The organism is Erwinia billingiae Eb661 (assembly GCF_000196615.1).
GTDB lineage: Bacteria > Pseudomonadota > Gammaproteobacteria > Enterobacterales > Enterobacteriaceae > Erwinia > Erwinia billingiae.
In genome coordinates, this window is sequence record NC_014306.1 from 2,557,679 (window position 1) to 2,576,206 (window position 18,528).

The following is an 18,528-nucleotide window of genomic DNA, read 5'->3' on the forward strand; positions in this document are numbered from 1 at the left end:
CCTTTTACAAAATGCGCACGGCGAAGGGAAAAGCCGACGTGCCCGACTGTAAAAGGTTAGTTAACTTAATGACTTTGTGTTTGTAAATGTGACATTAAGTGATTCAAACGCCGAAAAAAAAGCCGGCGGACGGGCATCCACCGGCTTACATCACGTTAACAAATCGCGTTACGCTTCCTGCCACACCGTCTGAGCATTGGTGAACTCGCGGATACCGAAGTGGGACAGCTCACGACCAAAGCCGCTGTGCTTTACGCCACCAATCGGCACACGGGGATCCGAGAAGCTTGGCGAGTTGATAAACACGCCACCGGTTTCAATCTGACTTGCCAGTTCGCGTGCTTTTTCCAGATCCTTGCTCCACAGGCTGCCGCCCAGGCCGAACTCAGAATCGTTGGCCATCGCAATGGCATCAGCGGCGTCTTTGGCCACAATCAGCGAGGCGACCGGGCCAAACAGCTCCTGCTTAAAGCTGGTCATGCCGGGCTTCACGTTGCTTAACACGGTCGGCGCATAGAAGTTGGCCTCGCCTGGGATCACATGGCCGCCTAACAGGCACTCGGCCCCTTCTTTCAGCGTTGCCTGCACCTGAGAATCCAGCTCATCACGCAGATCGAAGCGCGCCATTGGGCCGATATAGGTGTCTTCTTCGCGCGGATCGCCCACTTTCATCGCTTTTACCGCGGCGACAAACTTGTCACGGAACTCGTCGAATACCGCAGATTCAACGATGATGCGTTTCGCGGCAATACAGATTTGTCCGCTGTTGGCAAAACGGCCTGAAATTGCCCCTTTTACGGCCGCATCAATGTCGGCATCGGCCAGCACGATAAAGGCATCGGCACCGCCCAGCTCCAGCACGCTTTTCTTGATTGCCGCACCCGCCAGACCGGCAATTGCCGCACCCGCACGCACGCTGCCCGTTAAGGTCACCGCAGCAATACGGCGATCGTTAATGATTTTAGCCACCGCGTCATTATCGGCATTCACTACTTTGAACAAGCCTTCCGGCACGCCGGCTGCAGTCAGCACGGATTGCAGCAGCAGTGCTGAGCCCATCACGTTTGGCGCAGGTTTCAACAGGTAGCTGTTACCTGCCAGCATGATAGGGACCGCGCCACGCAGCACTTGCCAGACCGGGAAGTTCCACGGCATTACGGCCAGAATCGGGCCCAGCGGCAGATACTGCACAAAGGCTTTATTGTTCTCAACCAGCGTCGGCTCAGGCTTGAGGAATTCCGGGCCCTGCTCGGCATACCATTCGCACAGACGCGCGCTTTTCTCGACTTCAGCCAGACCTTGCGTCACCGGCTTACCCATTTCATCGGTCATCATCTCTGCCAGCTCGCGGGCATGTTGACGCAGGCCGCCAGCGATATTTCGCAACAGCGCGCTGCGGGCGGAGATATCGGTGACGCGCCAGCCCTGGAAAGCGGACCAGGTCTGCTGCAGCGCCGTATCGACATCGGCTGCGGAGGCAAAAGGCGTGTTACGTGACACGTCGCCAGTAAAGGGATTGCGTGAGACTGCACCTGTAGTTGCGTTCATAAAATTCTCCTGATCCGTGGGCATCATTGCCCGAAGCAAAGGGATTAACGTTGATATCATCATCATAGGCTTGCGGAGCTTTCTTTAAAAATGAATAATAATGAAAATATCTTACTCATATTGAGAATGTTATGGATCTGACCCAGCTGGAAGTGTTCCGCGCCATCGCGGAGGAAGGGAGCGTTACCGCTGCCGCTGAGCGACTGCATCGCGTGCCGTCGAATATCTCCACCCGCTTACGCCAGCTGGAGGACGAACTCGGGGTGATGCTGTTCAGCCGCGAGAAGTTACGCCTGCATATTACTGACGCGGGCAGAACCTTGCTGGATTACGCCATCCGCATTCTGGCCCTGACTGAGGAAGCCCGTGAGCGGGTCTCCAGTCAACATCCCGCCGGGATTTTCACCCTTGGCGCCATCGAAAGCACCGCCGCCGTTCGCCTTCCTCCGCTGATCGCCCGCTATCATCAGGCGTGGCCAGGGGTGGAACTGGATCTCTCTACCGGTCCGTCTGGCGATATGACCGATGGCCTGCTGTCTGGCCGATTCAGCGCGGTGTTTATTGATGGGCCGCCGAAGCACCCACAGCTGGAAGGCGTGGCGGCCTTCGCTGAAGAGATGGTGCTGATCTCCTCCCTAAATCATCCGCCGGTGAGCCGCGCAGCCGATATCAACGGCTCGACGATCTATGCTTTTCGCGCCAACTGCTCTTACCGGCGGCTGTTTGAAAACTGGTTTGCGCTGGATAACGCCGCGCCAGGCAAAATTTTCGAGATGGAGTCGTATCATGGCATCGTGGCGTGCGTCAGTGCCGGTGCCGGCCTGGCGATGATCCCGAAGAGTATGCTGGAGAATATGCCAGGCAGAGACAGCGTGATGGCCTGGCCAGTGGCTGACGATCGTGGGCATCTGGATATCTGGCTGATTTGGCGAAAAGGCAATGGTTCGGCAAACCTCAAGGCGATGGCGAGCATGCTTGAACCGCTTGCCGTGGCGGGCTGAACGGACTGACGAAATACAGCGGCAACACCATCGGAAGTTTCCTACACGACAGGCAGAATGACCTGACAGACGGGTCTGAGCCCGGTGGTCATAATACGCGCATCCCAACATAAGGTGTGCTGAATAATGAATAACTATCAGGTCTGGTCAGGTGTGGTTTTATTTTGTGCGTCATTTTATACGCTGATTGCCGCGATGGCGTTCTCCGTATAACGCTTATTGTTGCCTGCCAGGGAAACGTTTAAGCCAAAAAAAAAGCCTGTCCGAAGACAGGCTTTTTTATGCATGCAGAACAGGAATTACATCTGCACCAGATTTTTGATCTTAACGTCTGGGTTAACGTCAGCATCGTAATCCACGCCCGGCAGGCCGAAACCGAACAGGTGCATAAATTCGGTTTTGTAGCCGACGAAATCAGAGATTTCGTTCAGGTTTTCGTTGGTCACCGTTGGCCACAGTTTTACCACTTCATCCTGCACTTCTGGGGTCAGCTCTTTGTAGTCCGCGCGCAGACGGCCGACGTCATCCAGAATTGGCGATGCGCCGTACAGGCTGTCCTTGAACAGGCCGTAAACCTGCTCGATGCAACCTTCGTGCGTACCCTTCTCTTTCATCACTTTAAACAGCAATGACAGATACAGCGGCATCACTGGGATCGCAGAACTCGCCTGAGTCACGACCGCTTTCAACACGGAAACGCGCGCGTCGCCGCCTTTTTCCGCCAGGGTGTCACGAATGGTCAGAACGCGCTTGTCCAGATCCTTCTTCGCTTCCCCGATGGAGCCGTTCCAGTAGATGTCATGGGTGATCTGCTCGCCCAGGTAGGTAAAGGCAGTGGTCTTCGCGCCATCAGCCAGAACGCCTGCGGCTTTCAGATCGTCAATCCACATCTGCCAGTCTTCACCACCCATAACCGCAACAGTACCGTCGATCTCTTCCTGCGTTGCCGGTTCAAGCGTGATGTCGGAGATGGTTTCTTTGTCGGTGTTCAGGCCGCGCGTGGTCAGGGTCTTGCCCACTGGCTTCAGCGTTGAGTTGAACACTTCACCGGTTTTAGGGTGAGTACGACGTGGAGACGCCAGGCTGTAAACCACCAGGTCAACCTGACCCAGGTCCTGTTTGATCAGCTCAATGGTCTTCTGCTTCACGGCGTCAGAGTAAGCGTCGCCGTTGATGCTTTTTGCATACAGGCCTTTCGCTTCAGCCAGCTCTTCAAAGGCGGCAGAGTTGTACCAGCCAGCGGTAGCCGGTTTGGTTTCTTCGCCAGCACGTTCAAAGAACACGCCCAGCGTATCGGCTTCGCAACCGAACGCCGCAGAGATACGGGCAGCAAGGCCGTAACCGGTTGAAGCACCAATCACCAGTACCTTTTTCGGACCATTGGCAATTTTGCCGTGGCTGGTCACGTACTCGATTTGTTTTTCAACGTTAGCTTTGCAACCCGCCGGATGGGCAGTAACACAGATAAAGCCACGGATGCGTGGTTTAATAATCATGTCGACCTCAATTGATACTGTCACAGTAAATATGGGCAGTAGAATACCCGCTTGTGCCGGTTCAGGCAAAGCTATCGGCGAAAGGATCGCGTTTAGCCCCGTCGTTTGCTCACTCTTCATGCAGCAAATAATCAACGACAGGTGACTAAAAGCGTATAACAAAGGATTAAGACACATTTTACCGCGATGAAAAAGTCAGGGAGGCCCGGAGGCCTCCCTTAAAATGACGGATTAACGTGACGCGTGTGGCTTACGGGTTAACGTGGCACCAGTTGCGTAATTCGTTGATGCCGCCGTCTGGCGAGGTATAGCCAATACACCCGAGGATGCTGTCGAACAGCTTCTCGTGGAACACCGGGGTTTTATCCTTCGCCAGCTTTTTCAACTGCTGGAAGGCCGTGGCGTTGTCAGGCTGTTGCAGGAACTTATCTGAGGCCCATACCATAATCGGAACGCTGCGCTGTGCCATCGGCGCGACATCACGCGGTGTGCCGTGGAAGTGCATATTTTTCGAAATGGATTCGCCGTGATCCGAGGCATAAAACACAATCGCGTTTTTGTCCCGCAGCTGGTTGAACACCTGTTCCAATACGTGGTCGGTGTACAGCAAGCTGTTATCGTAGGAATTGACCATTTCTTCGGTAGAACACTGGTCATCAATGCCCTGGCACTCTGGCTTGTAGCGCGCGAATGAGCGTGGATAGCGTTCGGTGTAGAGATAGTGCGAGCCTTTGGTGTGCAGGATCACCAGGTGTTTGCCTTGCGGATGGCGATCGATAGAGTCTTTTAGCTCGTTAACCAGCGCCATATCATCAATCGGCTTGCCGACGTTACGCTTCTCAGACTGGATGGTTTCGCGCAGCGCATAATCATCCGCCATTACTTTGTTGTAGAACCACGCCTCGCTCTGCATTGAGAACAGTTCTGACGAGAAGCCCTGCTTTTTCAATACCGAGAACACGTTCATCTCTTTCAGCGTACGCTGAGGTGCCTCAGACGCGCCGCCTTCCCTGACAAACATACAGCGCAGCGAAAGCTTGGTTGAGGTGTCGCAGGAATAGCCCTGCAATGCCGCCAGGTTCGGCTCTTTATCCAGATTCGGCGTGTTATCCCGGTCGTAACCGTAAAGACCCATATGATCGCGACGGGCACTTTCACCAATCACAAACACCACGTACAGATCCTTCACGTCCTTCGGTGGCGTATAGGTGAAGTGGGCCGCAGGGTCGAACAGATTGCGGCTGTCCTCGGCCTGGCTCCAGCTGCTGTAGGCCAGCAGCCCCATACCCGAAAGCCAGTTGGACGGGGAGTAGGTTCCGGCAACCACGCCGCCATAGCTGGCCATCATGCGGTTGTTTTGTTTATCCTGCTGATCCTGGTGGTCACCCATCACTTTCAGCGGCACCCAGCAACAGGCCGCCGCAGCCAGCATCACCCCAGCACGACGCAGAAACGCCTTGCCGTTTTTGATGCGCAACGAGGCTTCCGGCATCGGCGTCAGCCATAACATCAATACCGGCAGGACGCTCACCAGTACCACCCACACCATAAAGTGCCAGCCAACGGACTCTTTCGAAAGGTCCAGGCTGTCGGTAGCCATCACCGAGGCGATAATGCCGTAGCCGATATCAACATTGAAGAAGATCATGTAATAGCTGGCAGCCACCGAGAACACCACCAGCAGCGTGGTCAGTATTCTGAACAGCCAGCGCCCGGTCATTGATAACAGCAAGGTGGTAAACAGGACCAGCATAAACGCGGCCACCAGCTCGATGCCGGTCGACAGAATGGCGTCATGCTGCAACTGGTGAAAACGGCGGAAAAAGATCGGTAGGTTAAGCAGGATCCCAATGTATAAAGCAATAAAACAACAGACCCGGTGCTGGGTCAGAAAATGCAGTTTTTTCATCTGGTTCTTCATTAATGCCGGTGAATGTCATGCCAGGAACAGAGCGTAAGTGTTCTGAAAGCTGCCACAGAAATGCGTTAGCAGAATGTCAGACAAAGTAAAGAAGACGGAGTTTAACGCAGCGGCAAAAAAATGGCTGTTATAATGTAACAAGAAATGTGTCCATCACTTCAGTCATTCGCGGTCCTGACCCTTCATCAACAAAGTGTTTTCCGCGCCCTTCCCTCAAATTGCATAATTTGATCGCATTCAAAGTTCTGATAAATAAAGCCAAAGCAGCGAATATGCACTTTTACTGCATAACTATGAGAATAATTCTCACCTTCTCTGTTTAACTGCCCTCGCGGGTAAGTATTTATTCGCTTCTGCCCTGCCAAACCCGGCCTCAACCACAAATTTCACACTAAATTAACGATTTGGAAACGTCGTTTTAGTGGTAGATTCTCTCGCGAAGAAGTCGTATCAACTAACCACTCGCTGGTTTCGCAGTACATATAACTAATTAATGAAAGGTTTGTTATGGATAAGCTATCTTACGTTTCAGAAGGCAGCACAACGGCCTGGTCTACCTACCTGCAGCAAATCGACCGCGTCGCCCCTTACCTCGGCGACCTTACCCGCTGGATTGATACCCTCCGCCATCCTAAACGCGCGCTGATTGTTGATATCCCGCTGCAGATGGATGATGGCAGCATCCGCCACTTCGAAGGTTTCCGCGTGCAGCACAACCTTTCCCGCGGACCGGGCAAAGGCGGCGTGCGTTATCACCCTAACGTCGATTTGAATGAAGTGATGGCGCTGTCAGCCTGGATGACCATTAAGTGTGCTGCGGTAAACCTGCCTTATGGCGGTGCCAAAGGCGGCATTCGTGTCGATCCTTTCAAACTGTCCGAAGGTGAGCTGGAACGTCTGACCCGTCGCTATACCAGCGAAATCGGGCTGATTATTGGGCCGCAGAAAGACATTCCTGCGCCGGATGTCGGCACCAACGCAAAAGTGATGGCGTGGATGATGGATACCTATTCCATGAATCACGGCACCACCATTACCGGGGTTGTAACCGGCAAACCTATCCACCTCGGCGGTTCGTTAGGCCGTGAAAAGGCCACCGGCCGTGGCGTGTATATTACCGGCCGTGAAGTTGCCCGCCGTTCCGGCATCGAGATTGAAGGCGCGAAAATCGCCGTTCAGGGCTTCGGTAACGTTGGCAGTGAAGCCGCACGGTTGTTTGTGGCGGCGGGTGCGCGGGTGGTGGTGATTCAGGATCACTCCGCGACCTTATTCAACGCTAATGGCATCGATTTAACCGCACTCAGCGAGTGGCAGGCCAGCAACAAAAATATTGCGGGCTTCCCTGGCGCGGAAGAAATTGCCAGCGAAGCGTTCTGGTCCACCCAAATGGATATTCTGATCCCTGCTGCGCTGGAAGGACAGATCACCCGTGAGCGCGCTGAGATCCTCAGCTGTAAGCTGGTGCTGGAAGGCGCTAACGGCCCGACCTATCCGGATGCGGACGATATGCTGACATCACGCGGCGTCACCGTGGTGCCGGATGTCATCTGTAATGCCGGCGGCGTAACGGTCAGTTACTTCGAATGGGTGCAGGATATGGCCAGCTTCTTCTGGAGCGAAAGTGAGATCAACGATCGTATGGATAAAATCATGACCGAAGCGATGATCCACGTCTGGGATAAAGCCAGCGAGAAATCGTGCAGCCTGCGTACCGCTGCCTATATCGTGGCCTGCGAACGCATTCTGATGGCCCGTAAAGACCGGGGAATCTACCCAGGTTAAGCTGTTAAGGGCGGAGCAATCCGCCCTGTTTACCTTACTCGAAGTTCACCCACACCGCGCCGCTGTCCGCCGAGCGCACGCAGTTCTCCACCCAACGCACGCCGTCCAGCCCCGCATCAATACCCGGATAGACCATTTCAGCCAGCGCAGCCTCATCGCCACGCTGTTTCGCATCGATGGCGACGGCAAACTTCAGATAGATATTCGACCAGGAATCAATCAGGCCTTCGGTGTGCAACGCGCCCAGACGATCGTCGGCTAAGGCCGATTCATCCAGATACGGCATGCCGTGGTGCATCACTTGGTTCGGCTGACCCTGAACTTCATACACCAGTTCGTTTGGCTGGTAATCGCCCCATTGCAGGCTGGCCTTTGATCCCACCACGCGAATAAACTGGCTGTTCATCGAACCGGCGTTAATCGCCGAGGTCCACAAGCGGCCGACCGCGCCACCGTGATAATGCATCAGCACCATGGCGTTATCCTCCAGCGGCGCGCGGGAGGAGATAAAGCTCTGCCGGTCGCACAGCAACGATTGCAGCTTTAGCTCCGGCAGCACCAGCTGCGAGATATAGAAGGTATGGGTGGAGAGATCGCCCAACACAAAACTTGGCCCGGCAATCTTCGGATCCACCCGCCATTTCTGGGCATCGGAGAATTTGTCGGCGCTGTCATTGGCGCTGAAACCGTGGGTATATTGCAATTCCACCATGCGCACGTCGCCAATATCCCCCTGCGCGATCATTTTGCGCATTTGCAGCAGCATCTGATGGCCTGAATAGCCGTAGGTGACGCCAACGATCAGCCCCTTCTCTTCGGCCAGCTGCTTCACTTCTTTTACTTCGGCACTGGTGAAGAACAGCGGCTTTTCGCAAATCACATGCAGCCCGGCATTCAGCGCGGCTTTGGTGATCTCGTAATGCGTGCCGTTTGGCGTGGCGATGGTCACCACTTCAATGCCATCGGCGCGCTTCGCCTCTTCAGCAAACATTTCCGGATAGCTGTCATAACAACGGCTGGCATCCACGCCAATGTTGACGCCGAAATCACGTCCGCGCGGCGCATCAATATCAAAGGCACCTGCCACCAGCTGATACGCAGTGTTATCACGTAGCGCACCGCCGCGGTGTTTATACCCGACCTGGCTTAATCTGCCACCGCCAACCATCGCCCAGCGCAGCGGACGGGCAATTTTTTTCTCTCCATTCAACATAACGACCTCTTTTATCGGGTTTATACGGGGTAAGAGACTCTCCGCTGATGTTTGCAACCGGGTGCAAAATGAACAGTGCAACCGGGTGCAAATGTGAGTCAACAGCGGAGATAACGGCCTGACTTTCCGCGAGGATGGGATAGAAGTAAACGGCAGCATGATGAATTCAGCGACCCGATCACAGTAATCAACTTTTTTGCACCCGGTTGCATAAAGCGGATCGCATTGTGCATTACACTGGGGGTCTGAATGAAAAAGAGCGGACATGATGAGCGAAAAAATGCCCCACCAGCCACCTGCACGTAAGGTCACCGCCAGCGATGTGGCGAAACGCGCTGGCGTGTCGAAATGGACCGTATCACGGGCATTCACCGATGGCGCGTCAATCTCTGAAACCGCCATGGAGCGGGTGCAGCAGGCGGCGAAAGATTTGGGTTACCGCCCTAACCTGCTGGCGCGAAGTTTGTCGAAGCGAAGCTCGCATCTGATTGGCGTGGTGGTCGATGAAATGCTCAATCCCAACCTGCTGACCTTGTTGGATCAGGTGACTCAGCAGCTGCAGCTGCGGGGGTATATGGCGCTGTTGATCAATATCAGCGCGCAAAAGAGCGAAGAAGCGGTGCTGACGCTGGCCGATCAGCTGCAGGTCGATGGCTTACTGTTTCTCGGCACGCTGTTGAGCGATGAGCTGATCGCCCTCGCCCGCGATATTCACCGCATTCCGTTGGTGCAACTTTGCCGCAACGATGACAATCCCTACATCCAGATAATCAATACCGACGGCTATCAGGCCGGCTATCAAACTGCCGATCTGCTCCATCAGCAAGGCTACCGGCGTTTCAGTTATATGAAAGGCCCGGATACCGAATCCACCCAGCTGTTGCGGTTCGAAGGCTATCGCGATCGGCTGGTGCAACTTGGCGTGGCAGAAGCCGGGATTACGCTGCTGAAGGCCAACCATTACAACCGGGCCAGCGGCTATAACGCTTATCATCACTATCTGACGTCCACCCCGCAACAGGCCTGGGCTGAGGCGATGTTCTGCGAGAACGATATCCTTGCCATTGGCGTGCTGGATGCGTTGGCCAGTACTGCGCCCGATCATCACTTAGGCATCGTCGGTTATGACAATATCGAGCTGGCAGGCTCCAGCCGTTATCAGCTCACGACCTTCGCTCAGCCGTTGAGCGATATGTTGCAGGAGGCGGTTTATCGCCTGACCGCACCTGACAGCGAGCCACGGCAATACCAGCATCACGACCAGCTTCAGCTCAGGCGTTCACATCTGCGCTAAGCGAGAGGCTCCGGTCAATCTAGCTATCATTTTCTATCAAAATATCATCATAATCTATCAAATTATGACGAACTTCAAAGAATCAATATTTCATTTATTCTTTAAATGGAATATTGATTCCTTATAAAATAGGCTCGTTTCATTATGACTCTCATCCTTACAGGACAGCCAAATGAAACCACCGTATTCAATCGCTAATGCCCCCTGCAGCTGGGGCGTCGACGATCCTAAAAACCCGTTCCTGCCACCGTGGAATAAGGTGCTGACCGAAGCGCGTGAAGCGGGCTACCGCAGCATTGAACTCGGTCCGTGGGGCTACCTTCCAACCGATCCTGTGGCCCTTAAGCAGGCGCTGGAAAGCCATCAGCTGTCGCTGGTGGCCGGCACGCTGTTTGATGACCTGATGTCTGAAGCCAACTTCAGCAAGATGGTGGAACTGACCCATGCCATCTGCGCTAATCTGCAAAAGGTTCCGGTCAGCAGTGCGGACAGCGATGTGCCCCCGCCTTATCTGGTGATCATCGACTTCGGCGATGCAGAGCGCGCCCGCTGTGCCGGTCAGTCGGATCGGGCCAAACGCCTGCCGGAAGCCGACTGGCAGCGCATGGTCGCCAATATCCGCGAGCTGAGCCGCATTGCCTGGCAGGAATATGGCGTGCGGCCGGTGATCCATCCGCATGCGGGCGGGTTTATTGAGTTTGGTGATGAAATCGATCGTATCGCCAGTGATATCCCGGCGGCCGAAGCCGGACTGTGCCTCGATACCGGCCACCTCTATTACGCCGGATTAGATCCGGTGAGCTGGTTACGAAAATATGCCGACCGCATCGACTATCTGCACTTTAAAGATGTGAATAAGGCAGCATTTGAAACGGCCATCAAACAGCAACAGGATTTCTTCAGCGCCTGTGCCGCGGGCGTGATGTGTCCACTGGGCAGTGGCGATGTCGATTACCCGGCGGTGAGAGCCCTGCTCGCCGAGCTCGACTGGCAAGGTTGGATCACCATCGAACAGGAGCGCGATCCGCGCGATGTGGCGGGCAGCTTAAAAGATGTCACCGCCAGCCTGCACTATCTGCGCAGCGTCGGTTTCTGATAAGGAGTACAGAATGAAAAAGGCTTTACACGGTGTTTCGGTACTGCACAGCAATGCGGTGACCCAACTGCGCATCGCGCATGAAACCGGCTTTACCGCCCTTGAACTGCTGCCAGAGCATCTGTTCCGATATCTGGAGCATGGCGGCACGCTGGAACGTTATAAAGCGTTGATGCGCCAGTATGAGATCGAAATTAGCTGCATGAATGCGCTGAAAGGCATTGGTTGTCATCAGCCCGAAGCCCGGCAACAACTGCTGGCGCAGGCGGAGAAGATTTGCCATGCCGCTCAACAACTGGATTGTCCGGTGGTGCAGATTATGGCGCTGAATGAAATCGACGCGCTTTCTGCCGAACAACGCAGCCAGGTGCTGACGGAAAATATCAGCCAGATCGCCAGGATTGGCCAACGCTATGGCATCAAATTTCAAATTGAGGTGGTGGCGTTTACCCCCTTCAATAGCCTGAAACAGGGGCTGGCGATTATTGAGGCGGTCGGCGCCGATAACGTTGGCGTGGTGATCGACTTCTGGCACCTGTATGCCGGTGGCGATACCCAACCGGAAGAAGTGGCCGCGCTGGATCCGGCAGTGATCTACGGCGTGCATTTTTGTGATGGCCGCCGTTTAATGCCCGGTGAGAAATGGGATGAGCGGGTGCAGCGCGATTATCAGCCGGGAGAAGGTGAAGTCGATTTGGCCAGCTGGGTGGCCGCGGTGAAAGCCAGCGGCTATGACGGCGTATGGTGCCCTGAACTGCTGAGTCCTACCCACTGGGAAGATGATTTGTGGCAGATTGCGCGGGATTCGATGAGCAGCCTCGACGCCTGGACTCGCTAGCCTCTTGGTCAACCGTCACGGCCTGGCCGTGGCGGTATCATTTTTTCGGCACTCAGAAGTTTTCTAAGGTCATCAGTTCGAACGGCAGATAGCGTTGCTGATTGCCGCGCGCCTGGCTGTCAAAATCCTCGGCAATCGCCCCGGTGATCCCCGCCGCCAGCGTTGCCATCCGGTGCCAGATAAACACCTCCACCACGCCCTCCAGCAACGCACGCTGTGCGCTGGCAATGGGACCGTGACACACCACGGTCAGCAGCCGGTTCGTGCGCTGCTTTTCCGCCAGCAAGGCCTTAACCACCCCTTCCACGCCGCCGCTGGGCACATACAGCGCAACGAGATCGGGATGGTTCGCCAGCAGCTCGCGCGTGGCCTGTTCAGCCAGGCGATCGTCTTCATGGCAGCGCAGCGGTTCCAGAATCGTGAACCCGCTGGTTTTTTCACGGAAATAGGAGCGGAAGCTGATCTCCGAGGTTTCCTGACAGAGAAAACGGTGATCGCCCAGCAGAATGCCAATCTTGCCCGGCTGTTGGCACAAGCGGGAGAGCGCCCAGGCCGCGGTTCGCCCCGCCTTACGGTTATCGAGGCCGATATAACCGGCGCTGCCGCTGGCGGTCAACTCGCTGAACAGGCTATAGACGCGCACGCCCTTCTCGCGGGCGACGCCAATGGCATGATTCACCAGCGGATGATCGATGGCCACCAGGCCAATCACATCGACCCGATCGCTGAGGGCAATAATTGTCGCAGCGATGGTTTCCGTGGCATTGACGTTGAGATAAATCAGCTCGGGATCGTTGGCGAGCCGATCGCAGCGCGCAGTATGCAACAGCAGCTGTTCACTGAACTCGCGGTAAAAAACCGCCCCAGAGTCGAGTAAAATGTAGGCAGTACGGCAGGATGGCGGTGAATCTGCAGAGAGGCTGATTTTGTCAGAGATAAAGCCCAGCGTTCGCGCCGCCGCCAGCACGCGCTGACGGGTTGCGGCTTTGACGGGTGCCCGTTGATTGATCACCCGATCGACCGTTGCCACACCCACGCCGGCTTCTCTGGCAATATCAGTCATTGTCGGAGTTGAAGCCATGACCTGTTGCCCCTCTGCGGATGGTCGGTTTTATTCAGCCTGTGCGGCAGCAACCGCTGCGGCATACTGCGTTTTGAACGCCTCATTGTCTTCGGTAAGACGAATAGCGGCTTCGATCATGTCGTTCTGCATCAGTGAGGTTTGACCGCTGGTGCGCCAGTGAATATACAGCACGCACAGTGCGCCAACCTGCAACATGTCTTCTTCACTGCTGCCGTTGCCTTCAAAGCCGTACTCTTCATCCGACCAGCGATAAACGTCGGCGACAAACGGCATCTCGCCGTTCTCGTCCAGCGGCGGCAGCGTGGCAAACAGCGCCAGCATCTCAGGCGTGGCGATATAACTCTGGCGGCCAACGGCATCCAGCTGCTTGCCGCGCGAACGCTTGTTATTCGCCTGTTTCGCTTTGGTTTTGGCGCGTTTCGCACGCTTGTCTTGTTTATTACTCACCGGTCATTTCTCGCATCTAAAAAAGAGCGCAATGATAGCAGACCGTCCGCCGGGACGCTGGCTACATTTTGCCGATAAATAATGAAACCAGGCCTGCGGCGATTAACGGACCGACCGGCACGCCCCGGAACAGCGATACGCCAATGATGGTGCCGATTAGCAATCCGCCGACCACGCTTGGCTGGCTGCTCATCAGCGTTACGCCACGGCCGCCCACCCAGGAGACAAAAATCCCGATAGCGATAGCCAGCAGGGATTTCCAGTGCAGGAAGGAATGCATCAAGGTGGTACTGGGAATGGTGCCGCTGGCAATCGGTGCCATCACGCCGATGGTCAGAATGATGATCCCCACCGTCACGCCCTGCTTTTCAATCCACGGAAAGAAGGTGTTCAGCGGCGTCATGCGCACAATAATCAGCACCAGCAGCGCAATCGCCACCGTAAGGTTGTTACTGAAGTAGCTGAGACCGGCCAGAACCAGCAAAATGAAGAGCGTCAGATCGAACATAAAAAATCCCTGTAGTAAGGCGTAACCTGTTGTGCCGTCAGCATAAAACACTTTCCGGCTCAGGTTGAGACTTTTTTAACGTTTCATTAACTTTGTTTTACAAGATGGTTTCGATAGCGGCCTGCAAACAGACCTGAGGCCCGGTCAGCACCGCCAGCGTGCTGTTGATATATTTCTCCGCCCCGGCCATCGAGGCCTGTGCCAGCACGATGCAGCCCAGCGAACATTCGGGGCGCTGCTGAATATAGTGAGCAATTTCGCGGTGATAGCCTTCAATATCGTCATGGTTAAAGTAAGCCCAGGCGCGCGGGATCATCTCAACGGCCAGATGTTCGCCGGGAATAAAGGCCTCGAAAAGCTGCTTAGTGGCTTCCAGCGTGCTGTGCGCGGTGCAGAGCACCAGAATTGAGCCGTGATAACGTGAGGCGACCTTGGCCAGCGTGGCATCCACGCGCAATACCGGCTTGCTGAACTGCTTTGCATCCCAGGCTACCACGCCCAGGGTGGTGCAGGTGACGATCACCGCATCGGCATGTTCGCACAGCTCCTCAATAGCCCGTCGCGTGGCGGCAGCGACGGCAGGTGTTACTTCATTGGCTGCCACGGCCTGGTCGAACAAGCCATCCTCAACCCGGTGCAGCAGTTGAATATCACCAAAATCCAGCGAACGCAGAGCGGTTTCAAATACGTCGATATTACTTCGTGCGGCATGCAGGCAGGCAATAATGGCCATGGGGGTATCTCCGGGAGAGGGTTGCCATTACTGTGACAAAGATCGCCGTATTTGCCAACGTTTCGTGCGGCATAATTGCAAGCGTTTCACCCGCAACTCACCATCATGGTGCAATGCATCACAATAATGCAGGATTGCAGTGAAACTATCGTTTCACTTCCGCAAAAATCCGCCGCTGACGCCACCTGAGCAGTCATAAGAAATTGGTATAGAAATTGCTTAATAAATCTTATGACAGAAAGGAGAGACAGATGAAAGCGATTATCATTGGTGCCGGCATTGGCGGCATGTGCACAGCGATTGCCCTGCACCGTTTCGGCATTCAGACCGAGGTGTTTGAAGCCGTTAAAGAGATCAAGCCGGTTGGCGCCGCCATTTCTATCTGGCCGAACGGCGTAAAGTGCCTGAATTTCCTTGGGATGAAAGAGCCCCTGCGCAAGCTTGGCGGCCCGATGCGTGCGATGGCCTATAACGATTTTCAGTCGGGCACCACGCTGACGCAGTTCAGCCTCGATCCGCTGGTGGCAGATTCCGGCGAGCGCCCCTATCCGGTCGCCCGCGCGGAGTTGCAGGCGATGCTGCTGGACACCTACGGTCGCGAAAAAGTCCAGTTTGGCAAACGCGTCGCCCGCGTGGAGCAGGATGAAAATGGCGTCACCGCCTGGTTTGAAGATGGCAGCGAAGCCCACGGCGACCTGCTGATTGCCTGTGACGGCACCCACTCGGTGGTGCGCAAATATGTACTGGGCCGCACCGTTGAGCGGCGCTATGCCGGCTACGTCAACTGGAACGGGCTGGTGGATATTGATGAAAGCATCGCGCCGGCTGAGCAGTGGACGACCTTTGTCGGCGAAGGTAAGCGCGTGTCGCTGATGCCGGTGGCCAATAACCGTTTCTACTTCTTCTTTGACGTGCCGCTACCGGCAGGATTAGCGGAAGATCGCAGCAGCGTGCGCGATGATCTCAGCCGCTACTTCAGCGGTTGGGCAGCGCCGGTGCAAAAATTGATTGGGCAGATTAACCCGGAAACCACTAACCGCGTGGAGATCCACGATATCGATCCGTTCCCGGAGCTGGTTAAAGGTCGTGTGGCGCTGCTGGGTGATGCGGCTCACAGCACCACGCCGGATATCGGTCAGGGCGGCTGTGCGGCGATGGAAGATGCAGTGGTGCTGGCGAATTGCCTGCAAACGAACGCCTTAGGCATTGAAGACGCGCTGCTGCGCTATCAGTTTAAGCGTGCGGATCGGGTCAAGGATCTGGTGTTGAAAGCCCGCAAACGCTGCGACGTGACCCACGGTAAAGAGATGGACGTCACGCAACAGTGGTATGAAGATCTGAAGAGCGAAACCGGTGAGCGCATTATCCATGGCATGTGCGACACCATTCAGGGTGGTCCGCTGGCCTGATAATAAAACAGGGCGGAAAGGGAGAAACGATCCTCAGACTGTGAGAGCCGTTCCCCCTTCCCGCCCCGGTTAAACGCCGCTATCAGGCTTCTTTCAGGCCGCGATTAATCAGCATCGGTTCAATTACCGGATCCTGCCCGCGCCAGTCAGCATACAGCTGCTTCAAATCCTCGCTGTTACCCTTCGACAGGATCTTCTCACGGAAGATCTGACCGTTTTCCGCGGTTAATCCGCCCTGCTCGTTAAACCATTCGAAGCCATCGTCTGCCAGCATCTGCGTCCAGATATAGGCGTAATAGCCCGCGGCATAGCCATTCCCCCAGATATGCTGGAAATAGCTTGAGCGATAGCGCGGCGGAACCTGAGGCAAATTGATGTTGTCCGCCTGCAACGCCTGCTGCTCAAACGCCGCCACGTCTGCGGGTTTATCCTCCGCGCCCAGACTGTGCCAGTGGAGATCCAATAACGCCGCCGCCAGCAGTTCGGTCATGTCATAGCCCTTATTAAACTTGCTGGCTTTAACAATTTTGTCGCGCAGCGCCTGCGGCATCGGCTCACCGGTTTGATAATGGCGGGCGTAATTCATAAACACCTTTTCATTGCTGGCCCAGTGTTCATTAATCTGCGACGGGAACTCGACGAAGTCCCGTGGCGTATTGGTGCCGGACAGCGTTGGATAAGTCTGTTCAGCAAACAGACCATGCAGCGTATGGCCAAATTCGTGGAACAGTGTGATCACATCGTCCCAGGCGATCAGCGCCGGTTGCCCTTCCGCCGGTTTGCTGTAGTTGCAGACGTTGTAAATCACCGGATGGGTGCCCAGCAGCTTCGACTGGTCGACAAAATTACTCATCCAGGCACCGCCGCCTTTGCTCTCGCGCTTAAAGAAGTCGGTGTAGAACAACGCCATCGGCAAACCATTGTTGTCGATAATTTCATACACGGTGACGTCGGGATGCCATACCGGGATATCGTCGCGACGGGCAAAGGTAATGCCAAACAACTGGGTGGCGGCATAAAACACGCCGTTTTCCAGCACCGACGTGACTTCAAAGTACGGCTTGATCTGGCTTTCATCGAGATCGTATTTCGCCCGACGAACCTGTTCGGCATAGAACAACCAGTCCCAGGGCTCAAGCGCAAACCCGCCCTGCTGTTGGTCAATCAGCGCCTGAATATCAGCCGCTTCGCGTTTCGCGCGTGCGGTGGCGGCAGGCACGATTGCCCGCATAAACGCCAGCGCGGCGTCCGGGGTTTTCGCCATCTGATCCTGCAACTTCCATTCGGCAAAGCTGCTGAAACCGAGCAGCTGCGCCTGTTCCGCGCGGACCGCAGCCAGTTTGACGATTAGTTCGCGGGTGTCATTCGCATCGCCTTTCTCCGTTCGACGCCACGCGAGATCGAATAAATTTTCGCGCGTCTGGCGATCGCTCAAATCCTGCAATACCGGCTGTTGCGTGGTGTTTTGCAGTGCCAGCCACCATTGTCCCTGCAGGCCGCGCTCCGCTGCGGCCTGGGCTGCGACGGTCAGCTCGGCTTCGCTTAACCCGGCAAGGGAATCGGCACTGCTGAGGCTTAAGCCACCGGCTTTGGTGCCGGCCAGTAGCCGATTGGTAAACTGGGTGCTTAAGGTGGCGGACTGTTGATTGAGGGCTTTCAGCGCGGTTTTTTGATCGTCACTGAGGCTGGCACCGGCCAACTGGAAGGTCTGCCAGACCACCTCGACCAGCCTGAGCGCTTCGGCCGGCAGCTCCAGCGATTCGCGCTGCTGATAAACGCTGTCCAGGCGGGCAAACAGTTTGCTGTTCAGCCGGATTTCATCATTCAACGCGGCAAGCCGTGGCGACATCTCTTCATCCAGCGCCTGTAAGGTGGCGTTGGTGTTGGCGGAGGTCATCGCGCCAAAGACATTCTCGACGCGGCGCAGCATCAGCCCGCACTTTTCCAGCGCTTCATAGGTATTTTCGAAGCTCGGTGCGTCGGGGTTTTCGGCAATCTGCTGCACTTCCGCACGCTTTTCGGCCATTGCCTGTTCCAGTGCGGGACGGTAGTCGGCATCGGAAATCCGATCGAACGGCGGTGCCTGATAAGGCAGTGTACTTGGCTGACTGAACGGATTGGCTTGCATCGCAGATCTCCTTGTCATGGGTGACCTTCA

15 protein-coding genes are annotated in these 18,528 nt (G+C 55.5%); 6 read left to right on the forward strand and 9 right to left on the reverse strand.

The genetic code is table 11. The annotated features are described in order from the left end of the window. Positions 1-168: 168 nt before the first annotated feature. Positions 169-1,548: an NAD-dependent succinate-semialdehyde dehydrogenase gene (locus tag EBC_RS13080; RefSeq protein WP_013202274.1), complete on the reverse strand. Its 1,380-nt coding sequence runs from the start codon at positions 1,546-1,548 to the stop codon at positions 169-171. Between the two features lie 131 nt (positions 1,549-1,679). Here EBC_RS13080 and ptrR point away from each other — a divergent pair, with 131 nt between their 5' ends. Continuing rightward, positions 1,680-2,549, forward strand: coding sequence for a putrescine utilization regulator PtrR (gene ptrR, locus EBC_RS13085; protein ID WP_013202275.1), 870 nt, complete (start codon positions 1,680-1,682; stop codon positions 2,547-2,549). Between the two features lie 299 nt (positions 2,550-2,848). Here the strand turns inward: ptrR and fabV are convergent, their stop codons facing one another. Both fabV and eptB read right to left on the reverse strand, forming a co-directional pair. After that, the gene (gene fabV / locus EBC_RS13090; RefSeq protein WP_013202276.1) at positions 2,849-4,045 is read right to left on the reverse strand and encodes an enoyl-ACP reductase FabV; all 1,197 of its coding nucleotides are present in this window, start codon (positions 4,043-4,045) and stop codon (positions 2,849-2,851) included. A 250-nt stretch (positions 4,046-4,295) separates the two neighbouring features. Continuing rightward, on the reverse strand, positions 4,296-5,954 hold the full coding sequence (gene eptB / locus EBC_RS13095) for a kdo(2)-lipid A phosphoethanolamine 7''-transferase (RefSeq protein WP_013202277.1): 1,659 nt from the start codon (positions 5,952-5,954) through the stop codon (positions 4,296-4,298). Positions 5,955-6,473: 519 nt separating this feature from the next. On the opposite strand from eptB, the gene EBC_RS13100 reads away from it, so the two are divergent. Further along, positions 6,474-7,748, forward strand: coding sequence for a Glu/Leu/Phe/Val family dehydrogenase (locus tag EBC_RS13100; RefSeq protein ID WP_013202278.1), 1,275 nt, complete (start codon positions 6,474-6,476; stop codon positions 7,746-7,748). 34 nt (positions 7,749-7,782) lie between these two features. Here the strand turns inward: EBC_RS13100 and EBC_RS13105 are convergent, their stop codons facing one another. Continuing rightward, the gene (locus tag EBC_RS13105; protein ID WP_013202279.1) at positions 7,783-8,961 is read right to left on the reverse strand and encodes a Gfo/Idh/MocA family protein; all 1,179 of its coding nucleotides are present in this window, start codon (positions 8,959-8,961) and stop codon (positions 7,783-7,785) included. 265 nt (positions 8,962-9,226) lie between these two features. Between EBC_RS13105 and EBC_RS13110 the strand changes: the two genes are divergently transcribed. The 3 genes from EBC_RS13110 to EBC_RS13120 all read left to right on the forward strand — a co-directional run bounded on the left by EBC_RS13110 (position 9,227) and on the right by EBC_RS13120 (position 12,189). Beyond that, entirely contained in the window at positions 9,227-10,255 is a 1,029-nt protein-coding gene (locus EBC_RS13110; RefSeq protein ID WP_013202280.1) for a LacI family DNA-binding transcriptional regulator, read from the forward strand. Between the two features lie 172 nt (positions 10,256-10,427). Beyond that, positions 10,428-11,351 carry a TIM barrel protein gene (locus EBC_RS13115; RefSeq protein WP_013202281.1) on the forward strand — a complete coding sequence of 308 codons (924 nt, stop codon included), beginning with the start codon at positions 10,428-10,430 and terminating at the stop codon, positions 11,349-11,351. Between the two features lie 13 nt (positions 11,352-11,364). Then, positions 11,365-12,189 (forward strand): sugar phosphate isomerase/epimerase family protein, encoded by an 825-nt coding sequence (locus EBC_RS13120; protein ID WP_013202282.1) that lies wholly within the window; start codon positions 11,365-11,367, stop codon positions 12,187-12,189. Positions 12,190-12,241: 52 nt separating this feature from the next. Here EBC_RS13120 and EBC_RS13125 read toward each other — a convergent pair whose 3' ends face one another. The 4 genes from EBC_RS13125 to EBC_RS13140 all read right to left on the reverse strand — a co-directional run bounded on the left by EBC_RS13125 (position 12,242) and on the right by EBC_RS13140 (position 14,961). Next, the gene (locus EBC_RS13125; protein WP_013202283.1) at positions 12,242-13,270 is read right to left on the reverse strand and encodes a LacI family DNA-binding transcriptional regulator; all 1,029 of its coding nucleotides are present in this window, start codon (positions 13,268-13,270) and stop codon (positions 12,242-12,244) included. 30 nt (positions 13,271-13,300) lie between these two features. Then, positions 13,301-13,720: a hypothetical protein gene (locus tag EBC_RS13130; RefSeq protein ID WP_013202284.1), complete on the reverse strand. Its 420-nt coding sequence runs from the start codon at positions 13,718-13,720 to the stop codon at positions 13,301-13,303. A gap of 61 nt (positions 13,721-13,781) precedes the next feature. Further along, entirely contained in the window at positions 13,782-14,228 is a 447-nt protein-coding gene (locus EBC_RS13135; RefSeq protein ID WP_013202285.1) for a DUF441 domain-containing protein, read from the reverse strand. 97 nt (positions 14,229-14,325) lie between these two features. Next, on the reverse strand, positions 14,326-14,961 hold the full coding sequence (locus tag EBC_RS13140; RefSeq protein WP_013202286.1) for a hypothetical protein: 636 nt from the start codon (positions 14,959-14,961) through the stop codon (positions 14,326-14,328). A gap of 251 nt (positions 14,962-15,212) precedes the next feature. Here EBC_RS13140 and hpxO point away from each other — a divergent pair, with 251 nt between their 5' ends. Next, a complete protein-coding gene (hpxO, locus tag EBC_RS13145) occupies positions 15,213-16,370 on the forward strand; it encodes an FAD-dependent urate hydroxylase HpxO (protein ID WP_013202287.1) in 1,158 nt (385 codons plus the stop codon). 82 nt (positions 16,371-16,452) lie between these two features. On the opposite strand, the gene dcp is transcribed toward hpxO, so the two are convergent. Further along, a complete protein-coding gene (dcp, locus tag EBC_RS13150; RefSeq protein WP_013202288.1) occupies positions 16,453-18,498 on the reverse strand; it encodes a peptidyl-dipeptidase Dcp in 2,046 nt (681 codons plus the stop codon). Positions 18,499-18,528: the final 30 nt, after the last annotated feature.

Excerpts from the sequence above, each read along its gene's own strand:
- dcp (WP_013202288.1), bottom strand. The coding sequence starts at position 18,498 with ATGCAAGCCAATCCGTTCAGTCAGCCAAGTACACTGCCTTATCAGGCA.
- EBC_RS13080 (WP_013202274.1), bottom strand. The coding sequence starts at position 1,548 with ATGAACGCAACTACAGGTGCAGTCTCACGCAATCCCTTTACTGGCGAC.
- EBC_RS13120 (WP_013202282.1), top strand. The coding sequence starts at position 11,365 with ATGAAAAAGGCTTTACACGGTGTTTCGGTACTGCACAGCAATGCGGTG.
- EBC_RS13140 (WP_013202286.1), bottom strand. The coding sequence starts at position 14,961 with ATGGCCATTATTGCCTGCCTGCATGCCGCACGAAGTAATATCGACGTA.
- EBC_RS13125 (WP_013202283.1), bottom strand. The coding sequence starts at position 13,270 with ATGGCTTCAACTCCGACAATGACTGATATTGCCAGAGAAGCCGGCGTG.
- hpxO (WP_013202287.1), top strand. The coding sequence starts at position 15,213 with ATGAAAGCGATTATCATTGGTGCCGGCATTGGCGGCATGTGCACAGCG.
- eptB (WP_013202277.1), bottom strand. The coding sequence starts at position 5,954 with ATGAAAAAACTGCATTTTCTGACCCAGCACCGGGTCTGTTGTTTTATT.
- EBC_RS13115 (WP_013202281.1), top strand. The coding sequence starts at position 10,428 with ATGAAACCACCGTATTCAATCGCTAATGCCCCCTGCAGCTGGGGCGTC.
- ptrR (WP_013202275.1), top strand. The coding sequence starts at position 1,680 with ATGGATCTGACCCAGCTGGAAGTGTTCCGCGCCATCGCGGAGGAAGGG.
- EBC_RS13100 (WP_013202278.1), top strand. The coding sequence starts at position 6,474 with ATGGATAAGCTATCTTACGTTTCAGAAGGCAGCACAACGGCCTGGTCT.
- EBC_RS13110 (WP_013202280.1), top strand. The coding sequence starts at position 9,227 with ATGATGAGCGAAAAAATGCCCCACCAGCCACCTGCACGTAAGGTCACC.
- EBC_RS13135 (WP_013202285.1), bottom strand. The coding sequence starts at position 14,228 with ATGTTCGATCTGACGCTCTTCATTTTGCTGGTTCTGGCCGGTCTCAGC.
- fabV (WP_013202276.1), bottom strand. The coding sequence starts at position 4,045 with ATGATTATTAAACCACGCATCCGTGGCTTTATCTGTGTTACTGCCCAT.
- EBC_RS13105 (WP_013202279.1), bottom strand. The coding sequence starts at position 8,961 with ATGTTGAATGGAGAGAAAAAAATTGCCCGTCCGCTGCGCTGGGCGATG.